General features: G+C 59.6%; 16 protein-coding genes and 3 pseudogenes. 7 read left to right on the forward strand and 12 right to left on the reverse strand.

What is annotated here, in order from left to right; genetic code table 11:
- The first annotated feature begins 4 nt into the window (after positions 1 to 4).
- The 3 genes and pseudogenes from sphantq_RS21695 to sphantq_RS21705 all read left to right on the forward strand — a co-directional run bounded on the left by sphantq_RS21695 (position 5) and on the right by sphantq_RS21705 (position 1159).
- Positions 5 to 691 carry an MgtC/SapB family protein gene (locus tag sphantq_RS21695; protein ID WP_169575216.1) on the forward strand — a complete coding sequence of 229 codons (687 nt, stop codon included), beginning with the start codon at positions 5 to 7 and terminating at the stop codon, positions 689 to 691.
- 156 nt (positions 692 to 847) lie between these two features.
- Positions 848 to 946, forward strand: a pseudogene (locus sphantq_RS21700) (hypothetical protein); the annotation flags it as partial.
- A gap of 75 nt (positions 947 to 1021) precedes the next feature.
- Positions 1022 to 1159, forward strand: a complete 138-nt coding sequence (locus sphantq_RS21705) for an excalibur calcium-binding domain-containing protein (RefSeq protein ID WP_272800573.1) — start codon at positions 1022 to 1024, stop codon at positions 1157 to 1159.
- Positions 1160 to 1553: 394 nt separating this feature from the next.
- On the opposite strand, the gene sphantq_RS21710 is transcribed toward sphantq_RS21705, so the two are convergent.
- The 3 genes from sphantq_RS21710 to sphantq_RS21720 all read right to left on the reverse strand — a co-directional run bounded on the left by sphantq_RS21710 (position 1554) and on the right by sphantq_RS21720 (position 3860).
- Positions 1554 to 1805, reverse strand: a complete 252-nt coding sequence (locus sphantq_RS21710; protein WP_069063933.1) for a hypothetical protein — start codon at positions 1803 to 1805, stop codon at positions 1554 to 1556.
- 263 nt (positions 1806 to 2068) lie between these two features.
- Positions 2069 to 2710, reverse strand: coding sequence for a beta/gamma crystallin-related protein (locus sphantq_RS21715; RefSeq protein WP_169575218.1), 642 nt, complete (start codon positions 2708 to 2710; stop codon positions 2069 to 2071).
- Between the two features lie 259 nt (positions 2711 to 2969).
- Complete coding sequence (locus sphantq_RS21720) at positions 2970 to 3860, reverse strand: L,D-transpeptidase family protein (protein WP_272800365.1); 891 nt, start codon at positions 3858 to 3860, stop codon at positions 2970 to 2972.
- 237 nt (positions 3861 to 4097) lie between these two features.
- Between sphantq_RS21720 and sphantq_RS21725 the strand changes: the two genes are divergently transcribed.
- Entirely contained in the window at positions 4098 to 4634 is a 537-nt protein-coding gene (locus sphantq_RS21725; RefSeq protein WP_169575220.1) for a YcbK family protein, read from the forward strand.
- 10 nt (positions 4635 to 4644) lie between these two features.
- On the opposite strand, the gene sphantq_RS21730 is transcribed toward sphantq_RS21725, so the two are convergent.
- Positions 4645 to 6063, reverse strand: coding sequence for a L,D-transpeptidase family protein (locus sphantq_RS21730; RefSeq protein WP_169575221.1), 1419 nt, complete (start codon positions 6061 to 6063; stop codon positions 4645 to 4647).
- On the opposite strand from sphantq_RS21730, the gene sphantq_RS21735 reads away from it, so the two are divergent.
- On the forward strand, positions 5999 to 6352 hold the full coding sequence (locus sphantq_RS21735; protein WP_083216951.1) for a DUF892 family protein: 354 nt from the start codon (positions 5999 to 6001) through the stop codon (positions 6350 to 6352). The two genes, sphantq_RS21730 and sphantq_RS21735, sit on opposite strands and share 65 nt — an antisense overlap.
- A gap of 128 nt (positions 6353 to 6480) precedes the next feature.
- On the opposite strand, the gene sphantq_RS21740 is transcribed toward sphantq_RS21735, so the two are convergent.
- The gene (locus tag sphantq_RS21740) at positions 6481 to 6897 is read right to left on the reverse strand and encodes a DUF3597 family protein (protein WP_069063938.1); all 417 of its coding nucleotides are present in this window, start codon (positions 6895 to 6897) and stop codon (positions 6481 to 6483) included.
- 145 nt (positions 6898 to 7042) lie between these two features.
- Here sphantq_RS21740 and sphantq_RS21745 point away from each other — a divergent pair, with 145 nt between their 5' ends.
- Complete coding sequence (locus sphantq_RS21745; RefSeq protein WP_069063939.1) at positions 7043 to 7609, forward strand: DUF4142 domain-containing protein; 567 nt, start codon at positions 7043 to 7045, stop codon at positions 7607 to 7609.
- Between the two features lie 724 nt (positions 7610 to 8333).
- Here the strand turns inward: sphantq_RS21745 and sphantq_RS21750 are convergent.
- The 3 genes from sphantq_RS21750 to sphantq_RS21760 all read right to left on the reverse strand — a co-directional run bounded on the left by sphantq_RS21750 (position 8334) and on the right by sphantq_RS21760 (position 10873).
- The gene (locus tag sphantq_RS21750; protein WP_235955255.1) at positions 8334 to 9512 is read right to left on the reverse strand and encodes a hypothetical protein; all 1179 of its coding nucleotides are present in this window, start codon (positions 9510 to 9512) and stop codon (positions 8334 to 8336) included.
- On the reverse strand, positions 9509 to 9820 hold the full coding sequence (locus sphantq_RS21755) for a PadR family transcriptional regulator (RefSeq protein WP_169575222.1): 312 nt from the start codon (positions 9818 to 9820) through the stop codon (positions 9509 to 9511). The genes sphantq_RS21750 and sphantq_RS21755 overlap by 4 nt, the downstream gene beginning before the upstream one ends.
- 228 nt (positions 9821 to 10048) lie before the next feature.
- Positions 10049 to 10873: an IS5 family transposase gene (locus sphantq_RS21760; RefSeq protein WP_272799736.1), complete on the reverse strand. Its 825-nt coding sequence runs from the start codon at positions 10871 to 10873 to the stop codon at positions 10049 to 10051.
- A 425-nt stretch (positions 10874 to 11298) separates the two neighbouring features.
- Between sphantq_RS21760 and sphantq_RS21765 the strand changes: the two genes are divergently transcribed.
- Positions 11299 to 12087 carry a hypothetical protein gene (locus sphantq_RS21765; RefSeq protein ID WP_235955256.1) on the forward strand — a complete coding sequence of 263 codons (789 nt, stop codon included), beginning with the start codon at positions 11299 to 11301 and terminating at the stop codon, positions 12085 to 12087.
- 243 nt (positions 12088 to 12330) lie between these two features.
- On the opposite strand, the gene sphantq_RS21770 is transcribed toward sphantq_RS21765, so the two are convergent.
- From sphantq_RS21770 to sphantq_RS21780, 4 genes and pseudogenes are all read right to left on the reverse strand, one after another.
- Entirely contained in the window at positions 12331 to 12981 is a 651-nt protein-coding gene (locus tag sphantq_RS21770) for an EAL domain-containing protein (RefSeq protein WP_235955257.1), read from the reverse strand.
- A 21-nt stretch (positions 12982 to 13002) separates the two neighbouring features.
- A pseudogene (locus tag sphantq_RS21775) lies at positions 13003 to 13263 on the reverse strand (helix-turn-helix domain-containing protein); the annotation flags it as partial.
- Positions 13264 to 13327: 64 nt separating this feature from the next.
- A pseudogene (locus tag sphantq_RS24445) lies at positions 13328 to 13489 on the reverse strand (ISL3 family transposase); the annotation flags it as partial.
- Positions 13444 to 14925 carry an ISL3 family transposase gene (locus tag sphantq_RS21780; protein WP_169575225.1) on the reverse strand — a complete coding sequence of 494 codons (1482 nt, stop codon included), beginning with the start codon at positions 14923 to 14925 and terminating at the stop codon, positions 13444 to 13446. The pseudogene sphantq_RS24445 and the gene sphantq_RS21780, both read right to left, overlap by 46 nt.
- Positions 14926 to 15095: the final 170 nt, after the last annotated feature.

Below are 15095 nucleotides of genomic sequence, written 5' to 3' on the forward strand. Positions count from 1 at the left end.
GGGCATGAACCTATTTGATCCGGACCTGGCCTTACCCATTCTCGGCGCGGTTGTCGCTGGCGCTATAATCGGAGCCGAACGCGAGTATAGGGCAAGCCCCGCAGGATTTCGCACGCACATACTGGTTAGCCTGTCGTGCGCGCTCCTCATGCTTACGGCCGTTCATCAGGTGCGGTGGCTGAGCGACACGCCAATGGAGATCATCAGGATCGATCCCGTCCGCATGGCGCACGGCGTCCTGACCGGCATCGGTTTCCTGTGCGGCGGTGTGATCTTCCGTGAGGGTTTTGGGGTGCGTGGGCTTACCACCGCTGCGTCACTGTGGATGACGGCGTCACTCGGCATATTATTTGGCGTGGGCTTTTATGCCCTGGCGATCGCTGGCGCGGTAGCCACTGTGTGCGTGTTGGCGGCGGTGCGCGCATCCGAGACGATTCTGCCGCAGCGCCGATACGCCAACGTGAAGGTCCGCTTCCTACGCGCGGCGGCGATATCGCAGCAAGACTTTACGGATCGTTTGTCGAGCGCCGGGCTGCGGGCTGCCACTGTTCAGCAACGCATGGAGAGCGACAGCGTGGAGTATGGCACGACGATCAGCGGCGTTAATGAGGAACGGATGGACCGGTTCACGTCGCAGCTGCGGTCAGACAGCGCGGTTATTGGGTTCGACTACATGCCGCACGACATATGAGATCAACACATGATCAGCGCGCTTGAAGTTCGTGTGATTTGCTAAAGGGCTATCGCCCCGTGCTGAGTAATCTGTCGCCACATAGTTGATTCATTCTGGACAACCAATATTTATTTACACCGGTATGTCATAAGCTTCCCAGTAGGGAGAATACATATGCCGGCCGCTCGATTCTTCTGCCTCGCCATAGCCATCACGGGGTCGGCTAGCCCCGCACTGTCGCACGGCGGCGGGCTAAACGCCCAAGGCTGCCACAATGATCGTGAGAACGGCGGATACCACTGCCATCGCTCGCCGTCAGGAGACACAGCGCCGGTCCGGCCGCAGCCGATGCTTGGCAGCAGCGGCGGCGCGGCTTTCCCCAACTGCACCGCCGCAAGGGCAGCCGGGGCAGCGCCGGTCCGGGTCGGCGAGCCGGGTTACGGACGGCATCTGGACCGGGACGGCGATGGGGTGGGCTGCGAGTAAATTACGCGCATCCCTCACTGATATGACGTTCCGGTGCCTTATCCAGGCAATATCAGTTTGCGTTTATGACCTTGGCCCGCTCCGCTGCCGTCAGTGCTTCCGCGTTCACGTCCGAGTCGTCGATTGCCTCCTCCTTGGCATCGCCGCCTCCCGCGTAGCGTCGGCGTTGGCCTGATGCCCGGCAGGTTACAGAGGGCATGGACGTCACCTTGAAGGCGGCTGCGTTCAACTGCTGGACGTTGGAGAGCTGCGGTGAGGCAAGCTCTCTTGTCGCTCTCTCGCCTCCATACGCGGCCGTTGCATGTACCAGTCTAATTGTCTGGCCATGGTCCAAGACGCAGCGTCTCAGCCGCAATAAAGCACGTCCACGCTATGGCCTGAAGCTAACGCGTCTTTAGGTAAAGCGGTTGGCGGCGGGCGGATCGCTTGCCGGATAGCTCTCGTCGCTTGCTTGATCAGTTTGGTCCCATTCTGGCGGATCGCTACGCATACCCTCGGGGCCTGCACTACGAACCTGTGTGAAGTTAGCCGGTTCATGCTCACCGGATGAAAAAGCAGCCGGCTCAGCCACCCCCTGCTTGCCAGTGAAGTACCGATAGAGGCCATAGCCAACGCCACCGATCAGCGCCAATTTCAGCAGTCCCATTGCAACACTCCCGAGGTTTCACATCGTCAACACGGGAGCTACACCGAAGTTTCCTCGCTTTCGAATTCATAGGGTGAAGCACGCGCAGTTCTACGCTATCGCTGCAGCCTCGCCGCTCGCGAGAAGCCATGCCAGGTTTGGTCCTACATAGCGAACTACCGTTGCTGCTGCCAAGCCGTCGGCATCCCGCTACAATGGATATCCAGCGTGCCATCCCCCGAAATCATCGTCTCGACGAGGTACCGTTCGAAATGGAGCGATGCCTACCTCTTGCAAACCACATCGCGCAGCGCGTAGGCGCGAACCTTGCTCTTAGCGGCGATATCGACCAGATTTGACGTCTGGAAACGAGCCTTTCCCGCATAACTTGCGCTGGTAGAGCCTGCGAGTTTGCAGAACGCGGTCGCTGCCGTGATATCATTGGTGCCAGCGGATACCTCCGTTCCTCCCAGCGATGGGCGCGCGTAAAAGGTTACATCTTGGCCATCCGTGCCGCTGCCGACGTCGAGCGCTTCGATATCCACCGCAGCGGCGGTTTGGCCAGCGGCTGACGGTGTGGCGGCAGTCGCCGAGGTGGGGGTCTCCGTCGTCGTGGCGACAGTGGTGGGAGTCGGACGAATAGAGGCGATCTGGGACTTTTTCACATACGGCATGCTGGCAGTCATGGTGCGGCAAGTGCCGGCGAACTTAACGCCGGGGCAGACTTGCCACGAGCCGGTTATGCGGACTGACTGTGCTCGTTTCGCAAATGATTCCGTTGCAAGATCAGGCGTGTCGGTCGTGACTGTGACGGAACGGCCGAGATAGCCGGGAAGCTCGTACAGGGTCATAGTCGGTGCAGCGGTCTGAGCTGCCGCTGGGGAAATAGCTGTAATTGTCAGCGCCATCAGGATTATGCCGCGCATTGTTCTCTCCATGAGTATCCAGAATTATGGCCAATCAATTCCTCAGGAGAAGATAAGGTTGCAAGTGCCGGGAGCTTTTGCCGTGGTCGCGGGTGTGCGGATCGACACACGATATGACAAAACCAAGGAATCCTACCTCGGCGTCGTCAGCCTCGTCTCAGTCTTGCAGTGGATACCCTTGTCCATGAAACCTAGCTTCGCGTTGTCATTAGACGTTACCCTGTATTGCGAACCTTTAAAACTTGCAGATTACCAGGGTTCACTCCGCAAAGATAACCCTCGTATCTGTACCGATCATCTGCGCCAGACGGGCGGCATCCCAATTGCTAAGCCGGACGCAGCCATGGCTCTGCGACCGACCGATGAGGGCTGGTTCGGGCGTGCCGTGAATGCCGTAGTGCGGCTTGTCGAGATCGATCCAGACGACACCGACCGGATTATTGGGGCCCGGCTGGACCACGGCCTTTTTCTCGGTCGCGGCAGCATCCCAGAACAGATCCGGGCTATAATGATAGGTCGGCAGGAATGCGGTGCCTTTGATCTTCCAGTTGCCGATCGGCAGCGGATCATGCTCGCTTCCCGTCGTTGCCGGAAATTGCGCGACAAGGTGGTCTTTGGCATCGTAGACCTTGAGAAGGCTTGCGGATTTGACCACGACGATCTTAGCCCCGTTGGGTTGCTGCGCACCGACGTTGAGCGTCGCGAGCGTATCGCGCCACTGCGGCGAAAGGTTGCTGGCATAGGCACGATCGGTGGGGATGAGGCCCGGCAGCCGCAACTCCATGCCGGCCTTTGGAAAGCGAAGTCCTGGATTGAGAGCCAACAGGACTTGCGGGGTCGTGTGGAAACGCTCGGCAAGGCTCTCAAGCAAATTGCGATAGCCCAGGGAGGGGAGAGCGGCCTGATCCGCGATCTTCGAGGGTATAGCTGGGGCGTAGTCAGCGGCCAGCGCTTCATCCTTCAGCACCATCATGATGAGCGCCGGTGCATTGTCCTTTTTGAGCTCGGACTGTGTAGCAACGTCTAATTCGCCAGTCACGCGTAGCCCGCGCGAGATTTGAAAGCCTTTTGCCGCCGCTGTTAAAAACCGGCCGTCGCGCCCATCGATCACGCCCGGTCCGAAGCCCGCCCGATCCAGCTGCACCTGCATGCGAAGAATCGCAACATTTATCTTTGTAGCGGGAGAACGGGGCGCTGACGCGGGTACAAGGCGAGGCGCTTGCCCGACAAGCGGCGTGGCGATGAGACCAGCGGTGGCTAAAGCAAGACGATGCCATGGAACCAATCTTCTCATGCCGTCAAATCCCCCTACATGTCAGCTAGATAGGATAACGCGCGGGTGCAGCTTTTATCTCCCTGACGACAGAATTCGGGACGTACGACTTACATGATGATGGATCGACGAGGGGTGCTGCTGGGCGCCGCTGCCTGTGGCGTGGCGCAACTGTTTCCTGCTACCGCATGGGCCGTTCTGCCGGAGCGGCGGCTGATGTTTCGCAACGCCCACAATGGGGAGCGGGCGGACGTCTGCTATTATTCTGGCGGGCGGCTGCGCGTGTCGGGGATCGCGGAGCTCAATTATTTCCTGCGCGACTGGCGCACCGGCGACGTCACTCGAATGGACACCGGTCTGTTCGATACATTGGTGCAACTCCATGCGGCGACTGGCGCCGACAAGCGGGCCGGTTTCACGCTTATTTCAGGCTACCGTTCACCCAGGACGAACGGCCGGTTGCACGAACATAGCGATGGCGTCGCCTCAAAAAGTCAGCATATGCGCGGCAAGGCAGTGGACATCAGCCTTAAATCCGTCCGTTTGTCCAACCTGCAGAAGGCGGCGCTTTCCCTGCGCGCTGGCGGCGTCGGCTATTATCCCGAAGATGGCTTCGTGCATGTCGATACCGGGCCGGTACGCCGCTGGTAGGCTGCTTGCATTATGGACCAACGTCAGAGCCGCTTCCCCGCAGGCGCGACCCACGCCCGGCCTCGAACCCGAGCGCTACGGACACCGCGTCGTTCCAGCCATAAGGGTCGGCTCTCACCACCGGATCGCCGGCATCGTCGAATAGGACGGTCTGGTAAAGCAAACGGACGGGTATCTCGCGAGGCAGGGATACGAAACTCTCCTTGCCCGTAGCGCGCGCCTTGTTCCATTCGTCAATGATGCCGGCGTCGCGCGCGAGCAAGTCGGCAAAGCCCAGGGCATCCTCGACGCGCACGCAGCCATGACTTCGCTGCCGCTGGACTTCTGCGAATAGCTGTTTTGCCGGCGTATCGTGCAAATAAATCTCATGCTCGTTCTTCATATCGAACTTGACGAGGCCGAGCGAGTTTTTGGGCCCGGGCTGCTGTACGATCCAGCCATCCTTGCGAACCATATTGTTGCGCCGCAGATAAGATGAGCCCTTGCGGGCGAAATCCTTTTCTTCGATCGACCGAGGGACTGTCCAGGTCGGGTTCGCGACCAGGCGGTAGATTGGAGACCCCAGTTGCGGGGTCTCCGTGTCGGGCTCGCCGACAACGACTTTTCTCACATTGGCCAGCTTCCCATCACGCCAGTAACTCAGGCGCGCGGCTGCAAGGTTTACGTCGACGCGCGTTGCGGGCGGATTGCGATCCAGCCAGCGGGTGCGCTCCATGGCCACGGCAATGGCGCGAGCGCGATCGGCATTGGACAGATTAAGGATTTCCAGCGCATCCTCGCCGATGGAACCATCAGGCTTGATGCCAAAGTCGCCTTGCATGCGCTTTACAGCACTGACCATCGGCGCGCTATACCGATCCCCGCCGGCTTGGGCCCGGTCCAGATAGTCCGAAGCCACCAGTTGTCGGGCGATCACCGGGATACGGATATCATTCTGTCCCGGTTCGATCGGTTTGTCAGTGGTCGGGATCACCGCCGCGGGCGCTCTGCCTTGCTTATCGAGCGCAAGATAGGCTTTGGAGAGCGCACGATACTCATCCGATTGCGGCGCGAGGCTTTCCAACCAGTCGACGACCTTGCCGTCCGCGAGCGCCTTGGCTAGGCCAGCGCGCAGATCCGTCTTCGGCCGGGGAACCGTGTAGATGTCGTACAGTTTCGTCGGATCGGCTGCGCCATGCGCAAGCGCGCTGGCATAGCGCAGGGCCAACTGCGTCAGCGCCGCCTGTCCATTCGCCTGCGTACTGAAGTTCAGGTGATCGAGGCCATGCGCGGCGCGCCGATCAATCGCTTCGCGCAATGCGCTGACATTCGTATCCGACCATTGCGCATCACCTGAGGGCGTCGCGCTGTTCTGAGTGGTGACGATGTCGCAAGCGGTGAGTGGAAGAGCCAGAGCCAGGATCGAACCGGTAATCAAGAATTTCCGCACCACTATCTCCCGCTCGTGTAAGCAGGTACAACGCTCCAGCAGCACATCTGCTCCGCTCATCGCAACTGATGAGATGGCCCGATCTTTCGACGCCGTGATTATTGCCCAGTATCAGCGGATTTCCCATTATGGTCTTGCCGGGTTCGGCACGGCTGCGTCCTACGCAAAGACGCTCGGCCTTAAGGATGATAACAAAAAGTTGCGCGAGGCTACCAAAGAAATCTACGGTAATGACCAGTATGGCACCAAGTTGGCGGAAACGAGCGTCAATATCGACGCCAAGGAATAATTAGCGTAGGCTTGGGCCGCCGTTTGGCTGCCCGGCCGCTCGAATCTAAGGTGACGTTGGGCGGCGACTTGCCGCCCCAAATGAAAATCACCTTGCCGTATGTTGGCTGACGTCCGCGACTTAGCCGCTCACGCGCGCATGCTGTCGGGCACGATTCCGCCATTCTCAGCGAGCTTGTCGATAACGGCTCGATGCAAGGCGATATTCTGCTCCGCGCTACCATCGGCGCCCGCGTCTACGCTAAGCTCATTGGCCAGTTCCTTGCGAGCGGCGAGACTGGAGTCCAGGTCGAGCAGCTTGAGCAGATCGACGATCGAGCTCTGATAGTTGCCACCTCCGCCCTTCATTTCCGCCATTGCGGCGAGCACTGCGCCAACGTCGACAGACGCTGCTGGCGGGGGCGGGGGTGCGGCGGCGTGAGTTGCCGCAGGCGCGGATGGTCGCTCCACAGGGGCGGGCTTGGGTGCTGGAATCGCCGCTGGCGCTTCTGCGGCCTTGGCGTCGTGGCGGAAAATCTTGTCCATTATCTTTCCGAAGATGCCCATGCTTGTGCCCTTTTCCGATTTTCGATCTGAAGAAACGTGCGCGTGGTATGGAAAACGGAGCAATCGGCACAAAGGTCCGTTGGAACGTCAATGCGCGAAGAATGTTCAAGCGTGATCGGTGACCGTACCGAAAGGGAGATAGACTATGAAGCCCAGCATCCTTGTCACACTGTCGGTATCGGCACTGGCCCTGGCTTCCTGCGGGAAGAAAGACGAACCCATGGTCAACAACAACGCAGTCGCGAATTCCGCCGGTCCTGTCACGACAGAGGCTCCGCCCGCGCTTAGCGCCGGGCAGATGTTCGCAAATGCCGCCGCTGCGAGCGATGCGTTTGAGATCGAAAGCTCCAAGCTCGCTGCGACCAACGCTGCGTCTGCTGCGACAAAAGCCTTTGCCCAGTCGATGATCAAGGGCCACACCGAATCCAGCGCGAAGCTAAAGAAGGCGGCAAGCGAGGCGACGCCTGTGCTCACGCCCGATCCGACACTTGCGGCGGCGCAGGTCGAGGCACTCGAAACGCTCAAGGGCAAGCAAGGCGCTGAGTTTGACGCCGCCTATGCCGACGCGCAAACCATGGCTCACGAGAAAACATTGGCGACCCTGCGCGCCTACTCAACTGGCGGGGACGTGCCTTCGCTCAAGGTCTTTGCCACTGCCATGGTACCTATCGTCACGGCGCATGTGAACATGGCCAAGGGCTTGAAGCACTGATTTGCTGATCGCAGCATGCGCGTCAAGGACGGCCTGCATGTCGGCGGCAGGTACGGGTGGGCGCGTGGTAGAAGAGGGCGCAGGGCGTGGTGGCGCCGCATTAGGCGACATGGACGATTGCGCGACGGCCGGTCCTGTCAGCGCAGTCCAGGCTAATAGTGCGATAGCGAAAGAGGATTTCACGGGCATCCCTGTTCTCGTTGTCACCCCAGCCAGATTACCGGTCCCCAGTCCGACAGTTCCGCAAAAAATATGCGGACTGACTTAGGTTAACGCAAATCGTTGGCGTCGCGACTTCGCGCATTTTGCGCTCGTTAGCCGATGACCGGAACTTGGTGGGCAATGGCCAATCGTGAGTCTGGCGTGATTCACGGCCTGGCATTCACGGTACCGATCACGACCCCAATGGCGGAATGTTTCCGTTCGCTAGGAAATTGCGGGTCGAGATTTGGCAAGGTCCCGTTTCCAAGCTCACATCATCGTAATGACACGGGGGGCTTCGGCCCACTACTTGTGGCTCTATTACCCGGTTTGGGCCGAAGCCAAATGTCGCCTTCTGACAGAACCTGCCTTGAGACACGTTGTCGCGAACGGCAGTAAAGTCCCACGTTCCGTCTACCGATGTCGACCCTTTGCAGCCCTTTAGCCGCTGCTTTACGATCCTAAGGTGCAGACGTTCCGCTATTCCAGCAGGTGTCGACCAGCAGTCGACGCAGCCATACAATCAGGCCAGTGCGACGAACAGGCGCCTGTCGGACGGCGATCCATCTTTGGCACCTGATCTACGGCAAACAGCCCCAGCACGAACACGAGACAGTTTCGGCAGCGCCAGGAGGCTCAGTGCATAGCCAATAATGGCACTGCCGCCATAACCCACGATCGGTGTCGGATAGTTGCCGAGGGCAGCAGCCATGATCGCAGCGAACCAGGCTGCGCCGAAAGCGGCGTAGGTCGCGCAGTTGTTGTTATCTTGGCTCCAGCCGACGATTGCGGGGATCAGGAGCATCGCCATACCTCCCAACACCGCCAGACCGGCCCCGACATGAACGTCGAACGACGAGTAGAGAATCTGGTCGACATAGGGGACTGCTGGCAGCGTATCGGCACGAGCCAGCGTTGCCGCGAAACCGGTGACGCCGGCGGCGAGTGCCACGGCGGCAAGCATGTCACGGCGTATGACCGCGAGCGCAGCAAGGCATAGTACGAGCATTCCTGCCATAGCCCGGTCGGGTTGAAGCGCCATTGCAGCTGCGGCTGCGATGATGCCGGCGGTTGCCAGCACGCTACGACTGCGCGAGAAGGCGATGAGCATTACCGGCAACAGGATCAGGCTCGGTTGGATGGCTAGTCCCCCGAAGCTCACCCAGCGCGCTGCGCCATCAACCTCGGAGCCAAGAAAAGCGGTGGCTAGCAGCGCGCCCGCCATCGCAGTGATCGCACCGTCCGTCCATCGCTGACCCGCCGCTACAGTGCGCTCGAGCAGCGCCAGCATCGTCAGGCCAATAGCCAGTGCGCCTACGTTGATCCCAATATAGCGCATCGGCGCGCCAGCGATTGCCATATAGACGACGCCGAGCACGACCGCACCGATCGCACAGATGATGCCGAGAGTACGAGGCCGACGTATCGCGGCGTCGAAGATGTTCATGGTGGTCGATCCTTCCGAGAATTGAGAACCGTCGCCGATGAGCGAGGCAAAGGTTTGGAGCAGATGCGATGCGACCGCACGCGGCATGAGCCCGCACAGGCTGTCGAGCGTGAACAGAAGTGCCTCGGTATCGTCTCGGATGGTGGCCGCTTCGTAACGCACCGCCCATCCCCACGACTGCAACGAGAAAGGCAACGTTGCTTGCAGGGCGCGGCAGGCTAGATCAATGAGGCCGCGGCGAAGACCAACACTCATATGGTCGCCTCCCGACGTCGCAAGGCCGACATTGCCGCCTGACCGGGATGATTTGCGCGGGCGAGCTGGACGCCGCTTGCTGTCAGCCGATAGGCGTGTCGTGGCGGACGTCCCCCTTCAGCCGGCTGCTGCCATTCCGCCTCGAGGTAGCCCTGCGCCTCCAGACGGATCAGAAGCGGGTAGAGTGTGCCGGATTTCACGTCGGCAAGCTGCGCCAGTTCATAGCCGTGTGACCATTGGTCACCGGCATCAAGCAGGGCGACAAGAACCTTCCGAGCATGGGATGAGAGCGCACGTGTTCGAGACATGCACAGTAAATCTACCTAGATAGATTTATGGTCAAGTGGCAATTTCAATGCGATCCAGGCCACGCCGACTGGCAGTTCCTGCATACGACGCCGGGTTTGGAGATGCGTTTGCGTGGTCGATCGAGCATACTATTCGGAAATCAAGCGCGTGGCACCATGTCTGCTATCGCCGCTTTGATCGGAAAGGAAGTTGATCCACTGGCTCCTTCTTAGAGTCCGTTTGGAAAATCAGGGATGAGCGTTTCGTCGTAGGAGATTGCCGCCCATGGCGACGAGGATCATGGCGTGTGATACGTCGATGCGCTTCTCGTAGTCGCGAACCAATCGGCGCCAGCGGATCATCCAGCCAAAGGTCCGCTCGACGACCCATCGCCGGGGCAGCACCTTGAAGCCTTTCTGCTGATCGCTTCGGCGGATGACCTCGATGACGAAATCCAGATAGCTGGCCTTGTCCATGAGTTTGAGACGGTCATAGGCGCCATCGGCGAAGAGATGTTTGACCCAAGGCCATCGCTTGCGGATGCCGTCGAGGATGGTCTGGGCGCCCGCACTGTCAGAAATGTCTGCCGTGGTGAGGTTGACCATCAGCAACCGGCCATCGGTATCGACGGCGATATGTCGCTTGCGCCCGACCACCTTCTTTCCGGCGTCAAAACCGCGCTTTTCCGCCGATGGTGCCTTGACCGACTGGCTGTCGATCACCGCAGCGCTCGGACTGGCCTCCCGCCCCTGGCGCTCACGATCCAGCATCAACTCAATGTCATGGATCGTCTGGAACAGGAACCTGCGCGCCAGTTCGCGAAACCAGCCATAGACCGTCTGCCACGCCCCGAAATGGATTGGCAGCATGCGCCAGCCACAGCCCGATCGAACAAGGTAGCGGACCGCGTTGATCACCTCGCGGAAATCCACCTCGCGGGGGCGGCCCCGACGCCCCGGCTGGGGCATCAACGGTGACAGGCGACCCCATTCCTCATCGGTCAGGTCACTGGGGTAGCGTTTCGTCTTCTTGGCAATCCGGGCAATTCGCCCTCGGCTCTGCTGGGTCCACATCCAGAGCCTGAATCAGACGGATAGCCCCGACGCAACCCCTTCAGCCGATTTTCCAAACAGCCTCTTATGGCAACGCGCTCGCCGGAAGCTGCGCGATGCTTCATCCACCTTTGAGCGTAGCAAATGATGGCTTAAAGCAATATCCGCTGTTCAGCAGGTCGGCAGGAAATGGAAAAACGTCCCAGATGCTGTCCGCCGATATCGACCCATTCCGGCCTTTCCGCGATCAAAACTCGCTCGCCAGCAGCAGACCGTCAGCTAATCGTCGCCTCGAAACCAATTATTACCACTAATTGGCAGCTTGGCCGAAATGAAACGATCAACCGAATTAAATAGTTAAGGTCCATTTGGATAGCTTTGCTGCACAGGTTGAGCCGTGCCTCTGGTTGCGTTATCTTCATCACCAAATGCCGTGGAGGCTGCAGATGGCGACTTTGGCTGAACCGCTACGTGGATATGGGCGGGATGATCGGTTCTTTTTGAAGATGGCGATCGCGATGGCTTTGACTATCGTGGCCGGCTTTTCCCTTCAGGCGGCAACAGGGCGCTCGACGTTCGGCGCGCCGCCACTTGTCCACCTCCACGCCTTCATCTTTTTTGGTTGGGTGGTGCTGTTCGTCTCCCAAAATTTCCTCGTCACACGGGGATCGATCGCCCTGCACCGTCGGCTCGGTTGGGTAGGCGCTGGTTGGGCCAGCGCCATGGTTGGTGTCGGGATATATACGACAGTCGCAATGACGCGAAACGCAACGACGCCGTTCTTCTTCCTCCCTGCATATTTTCTCGTGATGAACATTCTTTCGGTTCTGTGCTTTGGCAGCTTGGTCATTGTGGCGATATCGATGCGCAAGCGGACCGAATGGCACAGGCGTTTCATGTTTTGCGCCATGGCGATCCTGACCGGACCAGCCTTTGGCCGCCTTTTGCCGATGCCGCTGCTTGTCCCCTATGCAGAATGGGGCGTTTTCGCAGCAGTGATGATGTGGCCGCTGATTGCAATCGTCGCGGATCATCGCCGCCGAGGCTACGTCCATCCGGCATTGTGGTGGGGCACCGCTACCATCATCCTTATGCAGATCTCGATGACTTTGATGGCGCATAGCGTCATAGGCCTCAAGCTCTACGCTGTGAGCACTGCGGGCTATCGTGGCGCGGCAATCGCGCCGCTTGCCTTTCCGACGCCGCCATCAAGCCCACTGATTACGGGTCGCTAGACGGACATTGCCAGATTCACGCCTTAACTGGAAAATCGATCGAAATTTATGGGTGGCTAATCCGACAAGCTCAGTAATAATTCGACACGTCGCCACCCAACTGCGGATTTTTTAATCGCCAAAGGCGGGCTCACAGCGTTCTTCCCGTCCTCCCACCAGATTTCCGCTTTTTTTAGGTGGCAGTCCGCATTTCAGCCACTTTGAATATCACGCGACTGCTTTCGTCGTGGTTCGGATGGCTTATCATTCGGTTCCCGCTGCTCGTCCTTCCGACATTTCGTCAGGCGAGCGCCGCCAAAGGGCTCCGATGGTACGGCATGCACCCGACCACTGCGCATAGAGATGAAGGAGTTTAGTCATCTCCGAGCGGGAGACAGCTGGCGAATAGAGGAACGCCTGCCCAATGCGACACCCCAAAGCGAGTAGATGACGCGCCTGGCTCTCCGTCTCGATGCCTTCGGCCAAAAGGCGAATATCCAGCTTCTGGCCGATGGACGAAAGCCCTTCGACGATTGCCGCACTGGCACTACCATTCTTGAGGCCCGCAACGAACGAACGGTCAATCTTTATTATGTCGACCGGTACCGTCAGAAGATGGGTGAGCGAGGCAAAGCCCGTACCAAAGTCGTCGAGCGCAACCTTGAGACCATGATGTCGCATTTGTGCAATTTTGGCGCCGACATTGTCGTCGCGATCATCGAGATAAACCCCTTCTGTAACTTCAACGATCAGGTGTTTTAGAGGCACATTTGCCTTTGCAAACCCGGCGCTGAGATATTCATGGACCGGCATGTTCCTGCGCAGGTCGGCTGAAGATATATTCAGCCACACATGTTGAAAAGCGACACCTTCGTCGAGCCAATCGCGCACGTCATTTGAAACATTTTCCAACATGACGTCGAGCCTCGTAGCAATCGGCGCGATGCCAGGAGCACGGGTTTTGTCACGGAGCAGACCATCGACACCTTCGACCATATACCGCTCTTGCCAGCGCCACACGCAAGTCTTCGACTTGCCTGTCTGCGCCATGATCGAGGCGGTGCCCAGCGCGTCATCCGTGAGAAGGATGATCCGCGCCCGCCGTACGTGCTTCTGGGGCGACCCCCGTGCCGAAACAAGAGCCTCAAGCCGCGCCCGATCCGCTGCCGTGACGACGAAGGTGATACCGCTACGCATGCCGCTGTCATGGGTCGTGCAATTCTCCGCAAAAGTGGGCTCTCCCGCAATTTCGGTGCAGGTGTCATGCCATGATACGTGCCCGGAGTAGGTCAAGGCCAGCCCGGCCGTACATGGAACGCTTGATGAACTTGAGCTTGTTGATCTTGCCTTCGACCGGTCCAGTGCTCCACGGCAAGATCAATGCGGCGCGCACCGCATCGATATCGCGCCGGAGGCCGCGCGCGACGAAGCGATGGCGCTTCCAAGTGCCTGGGCAAGCCATGGCTCGAACTCTACGGCTTCGCGTCCGACCAGTATGGCGTGGAAGCGCCGCGCAAGGTCGGCAAATTCCGCGATTATGGGCGAGGCGGCGCGCACGGCATCGACGAACCGCGCATCGTCCTGACAGAGTGTATCGCTGGACGTGGTGAGGAGCCTGACTGCCTGTCGCGGGGATGGTGCTTTCCAGCGTGGATGTCTGACAGATGGCGCTGTAGGTGGCGACCGGCCATCGCGTAACCGAGCCTCGATCCAGCGACGAAAGCTACGCGCTTCGCCACGATAGCCTAGCCCGCACACCTCGCGGTAGAGCTGAGTGGCATTGCGACAGCCATCCTCCCAGCGCGAGACGAGATATGTTTCGAAGGCGTTCGCGGGGTGACGCGACGCGCGTTCCCAGGTTCCAGGTTGTTTGTCGAGAAGCCACTGGCGGATCGTCTTGCGATCTCGGCCGGTTTCGTGCGCTATTGCCGATATGGTCCAGCCTTTGTCGCGCAAGCTGACGACCGCATCGAACATTATGTTCCGCTGCGCCCGGCTTCGCCTTTGATGATCGAGCGCGGCACCGGACATACCGATGGTTGCTGGTCGTTCTAGCGGTCGATCCGGATAAACATCATTCGCGAGCGAGCGCCCGACCTCACGAACGAGCTTATATCGCTTCTCCACGACGGAGAGCAGTGCATCCGAACAATTGCGCAGCATGTGCCAGCGATCAGCAACCTGCCGAGCCAAAGGGGCGCCTTCGCGCGCGCCCTTGGCGTAGCTGCCGGCGCGATCGCGCGCGATAATTTCCGCGCCGGGGTGGGACTTCAGCCACGCGGCAAGTGTCTCGCTCTCCCTATCCGGTAGCAAGTCAACGACTTGGTGGGCCTCAAGATCCACCAGCACGGTGCCGTACCGCTGCCCCTTTCGCCATGCCCAATCATCAACGCCCAGGACACGCGGCGCACCCTGGTGGACCTGCCGATCAGCGCGAACGATCCGAAGCATCGTGTCAGCACTGACGCGCATGCTCAGCCGCTCAACGAGACGAGCACCCGCTTCGCCGCCAAGGGCTAGGCCGACGGAACGCTGGACATCACGCACGCGCAGCGTGCGACGAGCGTGGCGGGCGGCAACGTTCTCAGCGCGCTCGGCGAAGATACGCTGCTCACACCTCCGGTTGGCACACCGCAACCGACGAACGTGAACGCAGAGTACCACAGTGCACCCCTGCCATGGGAGATCGGCGATGCGTCGCTGGTATCTGCTGTGCATCCGTGACGACACGCGCCGGCAACTCGGACAGCGGGGCGCAGACAACCGCGCCCGGCAATTGATCACGATGCGCTCGGTTTCGATAATGACATCCTCCACGATCAGCTGGCGTGGAATAAGCGGCAGAATACGCTTGGGCACGGCAATACAGGCTCCCTCTATGGAGCCTCGATGAATCAACCAGATTCATGGTTCGTTCCCGACGCCTGCACCAAAATTGCGGGAGAGCCCACTTTTGCGGAATCTTCGGTGCCCGTTGACAGCCGCTTCGTCGCATAATGCCGCGGGCCGCGGAATCCGCTAAACGGACT

The organism is Sphingobium sp. AntQ-1, assembly GCF_028538045.1.
Classification (GTDB): Bacteria; Pseudomonadota; Alphaproteobacteria; order Sphingomonadales; family Sphingomonadaceae; genus Sphingobium; species Sphingobium cupriresistens.